Origin of the sequence: Desulfovibrio aminophilus DSM 12254 (assembly GCF_000422565.1) — a bacterium.
Taxonomy (GTDB): domain Bacteria; phylum Desulfobacterota; class Desulfovibrionia; order Desulfovibrionales; family Desulfovibrionaceae; genus Aminidesulfovibrio; species Aminidesulfovibrio aminophilus.
Map to the genome: position 1 here is coordinate 119,106 of NZ_AUMA01000010.1, position 13,215 is coordinate 132,320.

At 63.9% G+C, this 13,215-nt stretch carries 11 protein-coding genes; 2 read left to right on the forward strand and 9 right to left on the reverse strand.

Annotation, left to right across the window (positions count from 1 at the left end; all coding sequences use genetic code 11):
- Positions 1 to 9: 9 nt before the first annotated feature.
- The 5 genes from qrcC to rfbC all read right to left on the reverse strand — a co-directional run bounded on the left by qrcC (position 10) and on the right by rfbC (position 5,617).
- Positions 10 to 804 carry a menaquinone reductase iron-sulfur cluster-binding subunit QrcC gene (gene qrcC, locus H587_RS0108360; protein ID WP_027175888.1) on the reverse strand — a complete coding sequence of 265 codons (795 nt, stop codon included), beginning with the start codon at positions 802 to 804 and terminating at the stop codon, positions 10 to 12.
- Positions 805 to 815: 11 nt separating this feature from the next.
- Positions 816 to 2,873: a menaquinone reductase molybdopterin-binding-like subunit QrcB gene (gene qrcB / locus H587_RS0108365; RefSeq protein WP_027175889.1), complete on the reverse strand. Its 2,058-nt coding sequence runs from the start codon at positions 2,871 to 2,873 to the stop codon at positions 816 to 818.
- 16 nt (positions 2,874 to 2,889) lie between these two features.
- Positions 2,890 to 3,441, reverse strand: coding sequence for a menaquinone reductase multiheme cytochrome c subunit QrcA (gene qrcA, locus H587_RS0108370; RefSeq protein ID WP_027175890.1), 552 nt, complete (start codon positions 3,439 to 3,441; stop codon positions 2,890 to 2,892).
- Positions 3,442 to 3,595: 154 nt separating this feature from the next.
- Positions 3,596 to 5,053, reverse strand: coding sequence for a mannose-1-phosphate guanylyltransferase/mannose-6-phosphate isomerase (locus H587_RS0108375; protein WP_051202557.1), 1,458 nt, complete (start codon positions 5,051 to 5,053; stop codon positions 3,596 to 3,598).
- A 3-nt stretch (positions 5,054 to 5,056) separates the two neighbouring features.
- Positions 5,057 to 5,617 (reverse strand): dTDP-4-dehydrorhamnose 3,5-epimerase, encoded by a 561-nt coding sequence (gene rfbC / locus H587_RS0108380; protein WP_027175892.1) that lies wholly within the window; start codon positions 5,615 to 5,617, stop codon positions 5,057 to 5,059.
- A gap of 179 nt (positions 5,618 to 5,796) precedes the next feature.
- On the opposite strand from rfbC, the gene H587_RS0108385 reads away from it, so the two are divergent.
- Together H587_RS0108385 and mazG are read left to right on the forward strand one after the other, a co-directional pair.
- A complete protein-coding gene (locus H587_RS0108385) occupies positions 5,797 to 6,372 on the forward strand; it encodes a CvpA family protein (protein ID WP_027175893.1) in 576 nt (191 codons plus the stop codon).
- A 35-nt stretch (positions 6,373 to 6,407) separates the two neighbouring features.
- Entirely contained in the window at positions 6,408 to 7,226 is an 819-nt protein-coding gene (mazG, locus tag H587_RS0108390; RefSeq protein ID WP_156904487.1) for a nucleoside triphosphate pyrophosphohydrolase, read from the forward strand.
- Positions 7,227 to 7,572: 346 nt separating this feature from the next.
- Here the strand turns inward: mazG and H587_RS0108395 are convergent, their stop codons facing one another.
- The 4 genes from H587_RS0108395 to H587_RS17840 form a co-directional block, all read right to left on the reverse strand.
- Positions 7,573 to 8,067, reverse strand: a complete 495-nt coding sequence (locus tag H587_RS0108395; protein ID WP_027175895.1) for a rubrerythrin family protein — start codon at positions 8,065 to 8,067, stop codon at positions 7,573 to 7,575.
- Between the two features lie 122 nt (positions 8,068 to 8,189).
- Complete coding sequence (locus H587_RS20215; protein WP_084630551.1) at positions 8,190 to 8,360, reverse strand: rubredoxin; 171 nt, start codon at positions 8,358 to 8,360, stop codon at positions 8,190 to 8,192.
- A 451-nt stretch (positions 8,361 to 8,811) separates the two neighbouring features.
- Complete coding sequence (locus H587_RS0108400; RefSeq protein ID WP_027175896.1) at positions 8,812 to 9,252, reverse strand: hypothetical protein; 441 nt, start codon at positions 9,250 to 9,252, stop codon at positions 8,812 to 8,814.
- Between the two features lie 82 nt (positions 9,253 to 9,334).
- Entirely contained in the window at positions 9,335 to 12,484 is a 3,150-nt protein-coding gene (locus H587_RS17840) for an efflux RND transporter permease subunit (RefSeq protein ID WP_034608882.1), read from the reverse strand.
- Between the last annotated feature and the right edge of the window lie 731 nt (positions 12,485 to 13,215).

Consider the following 13,215-nt stretch of genomic DNA (forward strand, 5'->3'; position numbering starts at 1 on the left):
TTGCGCCCCCTATGCTTTCTTTTCGTTGGGCAGGTAGTTGTCGCCCAGGCGATGCACCCACTCGCGCTTGCTGTAGTAGTAGACCTGGGGTCCCAGGCCCAGCTTCTCCAGCAGACGGAAGGCGTGCTTGCTGTGCGCCAGCTCATGCACCTTGTGCTCGGGGTTGTTCAGATCCCCGAAGACGATGGCCCCGGTGGGGCAGACCTCGGCGCAGGCCGTGACGTAGGCGCCGTCGGGCAGATTGTTCGGATCGCCGCCGTTCTGGCGCGCCTTGTCCTTGGCCTGCTGGAAGCGGGTGTGGCAGAAGTTGCACTTCTCAACCACGCCGCGCGGCCGCACGGACGTGCTGGGCGAGAGCCCCTTGTCCATGCCGGTGGGCCAAGTCGGGTCGAACCAGTTGAAGTAGCGGGCATGGTAGGGGCAGGCGGCCATGCAGTACCGGCAACCGATGCAGCGCGGGTACACCTGGCTCACGATGCCGCCTTCCTCGTTCTTGTCCGTGGCCACGACCGGGCAGACCGGCACACAGGCGGGGCTGGAGCACTGCATGCAGGGTCGGGGCATGTAGGCCGCCTCGTACTCCGGGAAGGCCTTCTTGTTGTTGATCTCGTATACGAGCATCCAGGTCAGCGTACGCAGCTTGTTGGAGGCGTCGTGCGTCACACCGGCCCAGGCGTCCATCTCCGGCGTGGCCGGAGCGATGTTGTTCTCAACCTGGCAGGCCACCATGCAGGCACCGCAGCCGGTGCATTTGTCCACATCGATGACCATGCCCCATCTGATTTTGAATTCTTTCGCTTGCATCTGGGGTCCCCCTACATTTTGGCGACGCTCACGGCGGAGCCGGCCCACACGGAAAGACCCGTGCCCGGTTCAGCGCTCACGGCGAGGATTTTGCAAACGTTATCGCCCTTGCCCTTGGTGTAGGGATCCCAGGCCGTGCGGCCCAGGCCCAGGGGGGCGGCCACCACACCGGGCATGACACCCTCGCTCAGGTTCACACGTGCCGAGATGTCGGCGCCGCCCGCGGCGAGCTTCACCTTGGCGCCTTCGGAGAGCCCCAGCGACTTGGCCGTGGCCGCGCACATCTGCACGAAGACGTCCTTGCCGTAGAGTTCGGTCTCACGAATGGTGGGCAGATTGAGGGGCGGCGTGGCCAGCTTGCCCGTGCCGATGTTCAGGTGGGCCTGGGCGATGAGCACCAGCCCCTCGCCTTTGATCCCGGCCAGGGCCTTGGACATCGCTCCGGCGTCCAGGGAGGCCTGGGCCGAGCCCTTCTTGTCGGAGACGTGGACGGCTCCGCCAGCCAAAGCGTCCCAGTCGGCCCCGATGGCCTCGACCTTGGCCTTGAGCACGTCCTCGAACGCGCCGAAGCCCAGGTCCACGCCGAGCTTGCCGGACAGGCCCAGGATGAAGTCGGGAGTGCCCTTGCAGTCCTTCTCGGGAGCGACCACGGCGGTGGCCAACGCGTAGGTGGCCTTGCCCAGTCCGTAGGGGCTCTGGGCGTCGTCGAGACGCTCGAAGGGGTGCGGGGCGGGCAGGACGAGGTCGGCCATGACCGCGGTCTCGTCCATGAAGGTGCTGAAGGAGACCAGCATCCCGGCCTTGCGCAGGGTCTTGGCCATGTTCCCGGCCTGGGGCAGCGAGTAGGCGGGGTTGGCTTCGTAGACGAAGAGCACCTCGGGAGCCGGAGCCTTGCCGGCGTCCACGGCGGCCAGCCAGCCGACCAGATCCTTGGCCAGCAGGCCCGCGCGATCCGGGGCCGAGGCCACGGCCTTGGGGAACTCGGGGAGAACATTCAGAGAGCCCAGCATGGCGTTCAGGGCCACGCCCGCCGCGTTCAGGGCCACCCCCGCGCCCTGGCCGGACTCGGAGCCGACCACGATCACGGGATTCTTGGCCACAAGCAGGGCCTTGGCCACGTCCTTGAGCGCCTCGGGATTCACTCCGGCCAGCTTTGCGACGGCCTCGGGGCCGAACTTGGCGGCCAGATCGGCGAAGTCGGAGAAGCCGCCCAGGGAGGCGGACTTGCCGGACTTGACCAGGAGGTTGACCAGACCCATGGCGAAGGCTGCCGCGCCGTCGGGGCGCACGGCGACCCACTTGTCGGCCACGGCGGCGGTGCGGTTGCGCACCGGACCGGCGTAGACCAGGGTCAGGGTCTTGTCGCCCTCCATGGGGCGCTTGGCGGCGAAGGCCTTCTGGTTGCGCACCACGGGGCCGAAGGCGTCCATGATGTCCGCGCCGATGCAGAGGATCAGGTCGGCCTCTTCCAGATCGTAGCCGATCTGGCCCGAGCCGCCCATGACGCCGTTCCAGGCCTTGGCCATGGCAGTCTGGTCGGCGGGCATGTAGTAATAGGACTTGGAGCCCAGACCCGCCAGGAAGCCCGAGAGGACCTCGTTGGCCGTGCCGGAGAGATCACCGCTGATGGCCGCGACCTTGCCGTCCTGGCCTTTGAGCCCTTTCAGCTTGTCGGCCAGCAGGGCCTCGGCCTCGTCCCAGGAGATCGGCTTGAACTTGTCGCCGTCCTTCTTCATGGGGCCGGCCACCCGCGAGGGGCTGCGCAGCATCTGGGAACCGGTGGCGCACAGGGGGCAGACGCCGCCCTTGCTCAACTCGTTGGCGGAGTTGCCCTCCACGCCGTAGGCGATGCCCGCCACCTTCTTGACCTTCACGGCGCAACCGGCGGGGCACAGCTTGCTGTACGTGGCGTCGGCGGTGAGCGCGCCGTATTTCAGCCGAGGAATCCAGGACCAGTTCTGACTCCAGATGGAGGCGTCGTCGGCCAGTTTCCACGGGATCGGCGTGAACAAGGTGCCCGCCGCGCCGCCCACGACGAATTTTATGAATGCTCTACGATCCAAACCCATGTCAGCACCCCTCTCGTTACTTGTGGCAAACGTGACAGGCGTTGCTCACGCCGTTTTCGGCGTGGCAGCGCTCGCACTGCCACATCTTCATGGTCTGCTTGCTGTAGCCGCTGAGCTTGTTCTCGTAGTACTTCGGGGCCTTGTCGGCCTTGGCCACGTCGAGGTGGCATTCCGTGCACTCGAAAGGCTCATGGGCCTTGTGCGAGAACAGGACGTTGTCCGGCTGGTACTGATAGTTCCGCCAGGGCACTTCCTTGTTCTTCTGTACGTACTCCTGCACGTACTTGGCCTCGGCTGGAGTCTGGCCGATCACATCCGAGTGGCAGCCGGTGCACTGCTCGTTGGTGGGCATACCCTGATAGGAGCCGTCTTCCCGGAAGAAGTGACAGCTGTCACAGGTGAGGCCCTGGTCCTCGGTGTGGACCTTGTGGCTGAACTGGATCGGTTGATCGAGCTCGCTGTAGAGCAGGCCCGGGAACACGACCCAGCCGGCGACCACGGAGAGAAGGAATCCCAGGACAAACGCCAGGAATCCTCCGCCACATTTGGTAGTTTTTTTCTCCTCCATAACCTCGCCCCATCACTCCTTGAGTTAAAGACACGTTCTCCAGAATGAATGCCGTTCTTTAATTTGAAGCTTCTTTCCGTGTCAAGCGAATAGGAAAAAATTCACGAGTCCTCGGCGCTCAGGATGGACATTGATGCCTATTTATTTCAACACATTAGCTATCAGCCTCCAAAGAGGCGTCCCGTCCATACTCGTCCTGAAAACGTACGATGTCGTCCTCGCCCAGGTAGGGGCCGCTCTGAATCTCAATGATTTCAAGAGGAACTTTGCCTGGGTTGCTCAACCTATGTGAGGTGGTCTTGGGAATGTCGATGGACTGATTTTCCACCAGAAGCGTTTCCTTGCCGCCCACCTCCACCACGGCCGTACCCTCGACAATGACCCAATGCTCACTGCGATGGTGGTGCATCTGAAGGGAAAGCCGGGCCCCCGGCAACACCTCGATGCGCTTGATCTTGAAACGCGGCCCCTCCTCCAGCACGCAGTAGCTGCCCCAGGGACGGCGCACGGTGGGGTGGCTCTCCACCAGTGTGCTGCCCTCCTCCTTGAGCCGACCGACAACTTCCTTGACCCGCTGCGCCTCGCGGAAGGGCATGGCCAGCGTGGCGTCGCGGGTCTGCACGATCATGGTGTCGGTGAGCCCCACCGCCGCAAGCTTGCCGCCCGTGCTCACCAGCAGGCACCCGCGGCAGTCCATCTGGAGCACGTCGCCCTGCAGCACGTTGCCCGAGGCATCCTTGTCGCCCAGCCGGTAGATCGCCTCCCAACTGCCCAGATCATCCCACTGGAACCCGGCCTCGACCACGACGATGTTCTTGATGCCCTCGACCACGCCGTAGTCCACGGACAGGCTCGGGAGATTCCGGTAGCCCGAGGTCAGAGGCGTCTCGGCCCGGCCCAACCACCAGGCCCACAGATCGGGCTGGAACTGGGCGACGGCCTTGAGAAAATCCTTGACGCGAAAAAAGAACATGCCGCTGTTCCAGTAATGCTCGCCGTCTCGCAGGAAAACCTCGGCCAAGTGCAAGGGCGGCTTCTCCACAAACTCACGGACCAGGAAGGCGTCCCGTTCCAGGGATTGCCCGCGGGCGATGTAGCCGTAACCAGTTTCGGCCTTGACCGGCTTGATGCCAAAGGTGACGAACCGGCCCTCGCGGGCCAGCTCCTGGGCCCGGGCCAAGGCCTTCACCCAGGCGTCATGCCCGCGCACCACGTTGTCGGAGGGAAAGACGGCCACGGTCACGCGGTCGGTTTCGGCCGCCACCCGGTCCAGGGCCAGCAGGATGGCCGGAAGGGTGTTGCGCGCCAGAGGCTCGGCCAGAACCTGGGGTTCCAGGCGCGGATCCAGCTCCCGGACCTGGCTGCGCACCTCGAAGACGTGTTCCTCGTTGGTGACCACCCAAATCCGCTCCGGAGCGAAGAGCCGCAACACCCGCTCCACGGTCTGCTGCAAAAGGGTCCGACGGCCGTCCAGGGCGATCAGCTGCTTGGGGAAAAGACTGCGGGACAGGGGCCAGAGCCGGGAACCCGAGCCTCCCGCCAGGATCACGGCATGGCTTTCGGCGAACGCGGCGGCGGGATCGATCCGCGAGGACGCTCCTGGCTCGGTCATCCCTCACTCCTGCCCAAAAACGAAGGGCGTCTCGAAATCACGCAGCAATCCGTGCTGCCGATCCTTCTCGGAGAGCACGGGTTCGGCCACGGGCCAACGGCAGTCCAGGTCCGGGTCGTCCCAGCGGATGCCCTCCTCCAGCTCCGGGGCATAGGGCGCGTCCACCTTGTAACAGAAGTCGGTGTCCGGCTCGAGTGTCAGATAGGCGTGGGCGAATCCCCGGGGCAGAAACAGGCGCAGCTGGTTCTGCGCGTTGAGCTCCTGGCGGAAAACTTGGCCATAGGTGGGCGAACCGCGCCGCAGATCCAGGGCCAAATCGAGGACCGCGCCGCGCGGAACCCAGACGAGCTTGGCCTGGGCCATGGGCGGCCTCTGGAGATGAAATCCTCGCAACACTCCGGAGGTTCGGGAATGGCCGTGGTTATCCTGAACGAAATCCACGTCCAGACCGGCGCCGCGGAACGCCTCGCGGCTCCAGGTTTCGAGAAAGAATCCCCGGTCGTCGCGAAAGACGCGGGGCTCGACGACCAATAGCCCGGGAAACTCGGTGGGAACGACCCGCACTCTCTCCTCCTTGGGGAACGCGCCGGAAGGCGCTCCGGTTCAGATAGCCGAGAACACCGCTGGAGACAACCCCGAACGCCCCTCCCGCGCCTTCTTTTCGGCGCGTTCCAGCACTCTTCCCTTTTCCGGCCCCCTCTGGTAGTCGATTGGCGGGCCGAAACCCCGGCCAAGGAACAGCCATGAACTTTCTGGACGTGACCATCGTCGCCATCCTGATCCTGGCGGTCATCCGAGGACTGGCCAAGGGCTTCGTGCGCGAGGCCGTGTCCCTGGGCTCCCTGGGGATCGCCACGCTCACGGCGTCCCGCTATCACGGCGTCCTGGCCCCGCATCTGGCCGTGTACATGAAAAACGGGGCCACCATCGCGGCCACCAGCTATCTCCTGACCTTCCTGGCCACGCTCGTGGGCTGCTGGCTGGCCGCCCTGTTCCTCCGCAACCTGCTCAAGGTCACCCTGCTCGGATGGCTGGATCATACCGCCGGCGCGGTCCTGGGATTCGCCGAGGGCTGCCTCGTCAGCCTGGTGATGCTCCTGCTGCTGAACACGTTCCTGCCCGGCATGGAGACCGTGCGGCATTCCCTGCTGGCCCCGCGCGCCGACCCGGCGTTGCGCGCGCTGGCGGACATGGCTCCAAGCAACTGGCGCAAGACGCTGGAGGAACGCGGCATCACCCTCCCCAAGCAACCGCCGTCCCTGCGGGAAATTCTGGAAAAGAACGGCATGCCCGTGCAAGGCGCGGACACCGCCCCCTGATCCCGTTTTCGCCACACCTCATCAAGGAGAGATTCGTGAGCGCGGAACAGTCCCTGGCTCGCCTGCTGGGCGTCATCGATCGACTTCTCGGGCCCGACGGCTGCCCCTGGGACCGGGAACAAACCCCGGAAAGCCTGTGCGACTATGTGGTCGAGGAGTCCTACGAACTGATCGAGGCCATCCGGTCCGGACAACCTGACGAAGCGCGCGAGGAACTGGGCGACGTGCTCTTCCTCCTGGCCTTCATCGCCGTGCTCTTTGAACGGCGCGGAGCCTTCGATCTGTCGGAAGCCATCGAGAACAACACGGCCAAAATGGTCCGCCGCCATCCCCACGTGTTCGGCGACGCCTCGTTCGAGAACCAGAAGGAACTGCTCAAGAACTGGGAGCGCATCAAGCGCGAGGAGAAGAACGGCGACGGCCACGGAGGCGGCCCGGCGCGAATATTCGCTTCCCTGCCCAAGGGCCTGCCGCCGCTTCTGCGCGCCTATCGCATCCAGGCCAAGGCCGCCCGGCTCGGTTTCACCTGGGAGACAGATGCGCGGATGGAAGAGCAGTTGCGTTCGGAATGGAAGGAATTGCAGGAAGCCCTGGACCGGGGGGACAAGGCGGGGATGGAAGAGGAGTTCGGCGACTATCTCTTCGCCCTGGTGGAATACGGTCGGCGCAAGGGCATCAAGGCCAACGCGGCTTTGGACGCCGCCAACCGCAAATTCCTGGCCCGCTTCGAACGCATGGAGGACTTGGCCGCCGGCTCGGACCGGGAACTGCCCGCTCTGGACCTCGCGGCCATGAATGAACTCTGGGCGCGGGCCAAAGCCGGAGACGAGCCCTCAGGAGACGCCTCTTCCTGAAAAAAATTCCGCCGACCTAAAGCTCCGGCCTGAAAACGCCGATAAGACGTTTACGGGGTATTTGAACAACCCCATCGGAGTCTTTATGGACAATACGGCGTCTCTTGTTTTCCAGCCCGTTCCCCTGACGCCTGCCGCGCCCTCGGCGGTGGAGCGCCCTGACACCCGGCCCGTGGAGGCCATGTCCCACCCCGGGGCACAACCGTCGAAACGGGACTCCTCCCCCGACGAGGGCACCACACCCCGCAACCAGGCGGAAGGCAAGGGACTCCGTCTGGACGTTCAAATCTGAGGCTCCCGCGCCGCCGCCCAGGCGGCAGCCCGAGCGACGGCGCGGAGGCCGGATTCAGTTCACCGAACGGAAGGCCTTGGCCGCGGCCCCGCAGATCGGACACTTGGCCGGCGCCTCATTCTCCGCGATGTAGCCGCAGACGGTACAGATCAGATAGCTCATCTCTTCCTTGGCTTCCAGGTTCTTCAACGCCTTGGCGTACAGTTCGGCATGCACCTGTTCCGCGTCCAGGGCATAGCGGAAGCTCCGTTCTGCGGCCTTGTTGCCTTCTGCGACGGCGGCCTCGATCATGGGCGGATACATGGTTTCGAACTCGTAGGTTTCACCGCCCACGGCCTCCTTCAGGTTATCCACCGTGCTTCCGACGGCCCCCAGGGCGCGAAGATGGGAATGGGCATGCACGGTCTCGGCCTCGGCTGCGGCCCGAAAAAGCTTAGCGACCTGGGAGTACCCTTCCTTGTCAGCCTGTTGCGCGAAGGCGAGGTATTTGCGGTTGGCCTGGGATTCGCCGGCGAAAGCCTGCTTCAGGTTGGAATCGGTTTTCGACATGAGATCCTCCTTGATTTTATTAGTAATGAATCCTATTACTATTCTAAGCTTTCGTCAAGAAAAAAGTCCGACCGCGCGAGACGACCGGACCAAACCAAGAACTCACTGAAGAGACAGGAAGCTCAATCATCCTCTTCCTTGCGGGCGAAGTTGCGCTCAGGCGCACCGCAGCGAGGACATCTCCAGTCCACTCCGGCCTGTGAAAAATCGGTTCCAGGCGCAAGCCCCCCCGCCAGATCGCCTTTCTTCGGATCGTAGATGAAGCCACACATGAGGCAAACATATCGGTCCATGGCCCACTCAACCTCCTGTGGACGACTCTTCGCGGAAAACGCGTCTCCCGCAAAGAATATCCTAGCTCCGCCAGGCAGGGAGCGCAACGTGGCGGCCGGCGCTTCAGCGCGCGGGAGCATCGGTGGGCAGCATGTCCGCGGGAGGCATCTCTCCCCGTTCGAGCCGATACGTCCTGCACATGCACGATTCCCGCAACTCGCCCAGGCAATACAGATCCAGAATCTTTCGCCGTACCGTCGGGGGATCATAGCGATGCGTCCGGAAAAAGGGACAGGTTTCAGCGAATTCGCACGGTTCCATCAGTTCCCCTGGGACCGGCGAAGATGGGTGCGACCGGTTCCATGAGCGGAGTCTAGCACCGCCCCGCAGGGGAGACAGCAAGAACCGTTTTTTTATAAAAACGGGGACAACGGGGAACGCGACCGCGTGGGCGACCGGAAAGCGGCCGACCTATTTTCTGTCCTTCCAGTATGCCCAGCTCTTCTTCGGATCCTTGGTCATGTCCCGACAGAAGGCCTCATATTCGCCCACCAGGAGGGACACGTCGGCGCAGGAACTCATTTTCACCGTCATCTCTGACTTGTGGTCGTTCAGCTTCAGCGCGGCCAAGCGCACATCGGAAAAGAAACTCGCCAGGGCGAGGTTGTAGTCCGCGGACGACCGATACAGCTCCTTGACCCTCGCATCCGCTCCGAGCGACGCGCGCTTGTCGCCTATGCACTCCAGCACGATATACTGATAGGCCGCACACATGGCGTGCTCGTCGGCCAACTTGGCGCGGACGGCCTCATCGTCGAAGGCTCGCGCCGCTTCCGCATTCAGGATCAGCACTGCGGCCAGGGCGAGGCCCAACATCAGGCGCGGACGCCGCCGCAAAAGAACGCGTTTCATGTCACCTCCGGAGACAGGTCCAGCTCATCCGAGCAACCGGTCCGCTGGAAAGAACGGGCGACGTCCATGCCGCCCAGCCCATTCAGGCGACCCGATCCTTTCGCAGCTTCGTCTTCATTCGGAACAGGCGGGCGACCGCCACGAAAAACAACGGAATGAAGACCAGGTCGATGAAGGTGGCGGAGATCATGCCGCCGCACACGGCGGTGCCGATGGCGTTCATGGCGCCCGCGCCGGCGCCGCTCGCCACGGCCAGCGGCAGCACACCGAAGAAGAAGGCCAGGGAGGTCATCATGACCGGCCGGAACCGGGTCTTCACCGCGCCGAGCGTGGCGTCGATGAGGCTGTCCCCGTGGGACATGCGCTCCTTGATGAACTGGATGATCAGGATGGCGTTCTTTGTCGAAAGGCCGAGGGTGGTGAGGAAGCCGATCTGGAAATACACGTCGTTGGGCATGCCCCTGAGCGACGTGGCCAGGATGGCGCCGAACACGCCCAGCGGCAGCATGAGCAGGTTCACGAAGGGTATGGTCCAGCTCTCATACAGCGCGGCCACGCAGAGGAAGATCACGAAGATGGAGAAGGCGTAGAGGACCGGGCCCTGGGCCGTGGCCATGCGTTCCTGGTAGGAAAGGCCGTTCCAGTCGAAGCCGATGCCCTGCGGCAGCTTGGCCGCAAGCTCCTCCATCACGATCATGGCCTCGCCGGTGCTGTGGCCCGGCGAGGGTTCGCCCCAGATGTTGATGGACGGGAAGGCGTTGAAGCGCTCCAGTTTGGGAGAACCGAGCGACCAGCGGCTTGAGGCGAAGGAGGAAAACGGCGCCATCTTGCCGGAAGTATTGCGCACGTAAAGGCGTTCCAGATCCTCCGGCAGCATGCGGAACGGCGCGTCGGCCTGGACGTAGACCTGCTTCACCCGGCCGCCCTGGACGAAGTTGTTCACGTAATACCCGCCGAAGGCCGCGGACAGGGTCTCGTGGATGGAGGCCACGGGCAGCCCCATGGCCCCGGCGCGGTCCCAGTCCACGTCGATGTAATACTGGGGCACGTCGTCCACGCCGTTGGGCCGCACCCGCGTCAGGCGCGGATCCTTCATGGCCATGCCGAGAAGCTGGTTGCGCGCCGCCATAAGCTTCTCGTGCCCGAGGCCGCCCACGTCCTGCAACTGGAAGTCGAAGCCCGAGGCCATGCCGAGTTCGATCACCGGCGGCGGCGGAAAGGCGAAGACCATGCCGTCCTTGATCTGCGAAAAGGCCCGCATGGCCCGTCCCGCGATAGCCTTGACCTTCTGGTCGTCCCGGCCGCGCAGGTGCCAGTCCTTGAGCTTGACGAAGGCCAGGGCCATGTTCTGACCCTGCCCGCCGAAGCTCGTGCCGACGACGCTCAGGAAGCTCGCCACGGTCGACTTCTCGTTTTCCATGAAATGCGTCTGCACCCTGTCCATGACCGCCTGGGACTGCTCCAGGGTGGAGCCCGCGGGCAGCATTGCCTGGACCATGAGAATCCCCTGGTCCTCGTCCGGGATGTAGGAGGTGGCCATACGGCTGAAGGAGAAGGCGACGGCCGCGACGAGCAGGACATAGAGCAGCAGGAAGCGCCTCTTCCTGTCGAGCGAATAGCCGACGAGCCCCACATACATGGAGCGGACCTTGAAGAACACCTTGTCGAACCAGCGGAAGAAGGGCCGCAGGAAGAAGATCGCGCTGTCCGAGGGCTCGTGCCCCTTGGGCACCGGCTTGAGGAACGTGGCGCAGAGGACCGGGGTCAGGATCAGGGCCACGAGCACGGAGAGGAGCATGGAGGCGATGACGGTGATGGAGAACTGACGATAGAGTACGCCGGTGGAGCCCTCGAAAAAGGCCATGGGCCCGAAGACCGCCGAGAGCACCAGGCCGATGCCGATGAGCGCGCTGGTGATCTCCTCCATGGACTTGGCCGTGGCCTCCCGGGGCGGGAGCCCCTCCTCGGCCATGATGCGCTCCACGTTCTCCACCACGACGATGGCGTCGTCCACCAGCAGGCCTATGGCGAGCACCATGGCGAACATGGTCAGCATGTTGATGGAGAAGCCCGCGGCGTCGAGCACCGCGAAGGTGCCGAGCAGGACCACCGGCACCGCGATCGTCGGGATGATCGTGGCCCGGATGTTGCCCATGAACAAGTACATGATGAGAAAGACGAGCAGCACCGCCTCGAACAGAGTCTTGACCACCTCCTCGATGGCCACCTTGGTGAACGGCGTGGTGTCGTAGGGGTAGATGACCTTCATCCCCGGCGGGAAGTAGCGGCGCATCTCCTCCATCTTCTTCTTGACGGCGTTGGCGGTGTCCAAGGCGTTGGCTCCGGCCGCCTGGCGGATGGCCATCGCGGCCGAGGGCTTGCCGTTGTAGTTGGCCACGACGTCGTAACGCTCGGTGCCCAGCTCCGTGCGGCCGATGTCCCTGATGCGCACCACCGAGCCGTCGGCATTGGAGCGGATGGGGATGTTGGCGAACTCCTCCGGCGTCTGCAGCAGGTGCTGGACGATGATGGAGGCGTTCAGCCGCTGGCCGGGCAGGGCGGGCGCGCCGCCCAGCTGTCCGGCGGAGACCTCGACGTTGTAGGCCCGCAGGGCGAGGACCACGTCCTCCATGGTCAGGTTGAAGTTGGTCAGCTGGTTCGGATTCACCCAGACGCGCATGGCGTACTGACTGCCGAAGTTCTCCACCTCGCCCACGCCGGGTACGCGCGACAGCACCTTCTCCAGCTTGGACTGCGCGTAATCGCGCAGGTCGTCGCCGTTCATGCTGCCGTCCTCGGAAATCAGGCCGACGACGATCAGATAGTTCCGCGTGGACTTGCTGACCTTGACGCCGGACCGCTGCACCGAATCCGGCAGGCTGGCCATGGCGAGTTGGAGCTTGTTCTGCACCTTGGACCAGGCCACGTCCGGGTCGGTGCCCGCCGCGAAGGTCATCTCGATGCGCGCCGCGCCGGACGAGGAACTCGTGCCGCTCAGGTAGAGCAGGCCGTCCAGCCCCGTCATCTTCTGCTCGATGATCTGGGTCACGGTGTTCTCCACCGTCTCGGCGGAAGCGCCCGCGTAGTAGGCGTCGATGGCGATGGAGGGCGGCGCGATGGGCGGATACTGGGCGATGGGCATCTTGTACAGAGACAAGAGGCCCAGCGTCATGAGGATGATGGCGATCACCCAGGCGAAAACGGGTCTGTTCAGGAAGAATTTGGAGAGCATGCGCTGCGTCCCTCACTACAGATATGAGGCCGGCCGTCATGTTGGCCTCGGAACTCGTCAGGGCGCACGGAGCAATCGCTCTCGGCTCTTCGACGCGCAGACCACACAGATCGCCTTGCCACCGCGTACACCGGTACATTCCCGGCGTTCGGCCGTCAAGACGGCTCAGCCGCCCGCCCGGGCGCACATGCTGGCCCCACCCCGCCTTGAACAAGGGCTGCGGAGACAAAAGGCAGGAATGGAGGAGAGAATCCAGCGGACGCTTGATGTAAAACTGGCGGAGGGGGAGTCAACCGAAAGTCTCAAATAACCATTTGAAATAAAATAACTACTGCGATTCAGCTTTTCGCCTATGCCCCCATACATGCCCCCAGGCATAGGATGCTGCCCCAGGTCCACGGGAGAGTGGGAAGCGGCTCTCCCGCACAGGCACCAAATAAAAAGCCGGGGTTGGGCGCGCACTTCCGGGCACCAATTGCCTGGGGCGAACATACGCCCAATCCCGGTTGCCAAGGAGGAGCGTTCCGCAGTGTCCTACGGAGGTGTCTCCCAGGAGGTCATCCGGGCAATCTCCGCCCTTGGCGAAGCAAGTGTAAGCGATTCCACGGGCGCAGGGCAAGGCCCATGAAACCGGCGTTGTTCCATCAGACCCCCCGCTACCAGTAGCGGCCCCATTGCAACCCCGTTAATCCATATCCTGTGCAGCGATCTCCCGCTGTTTTAAGACTAGC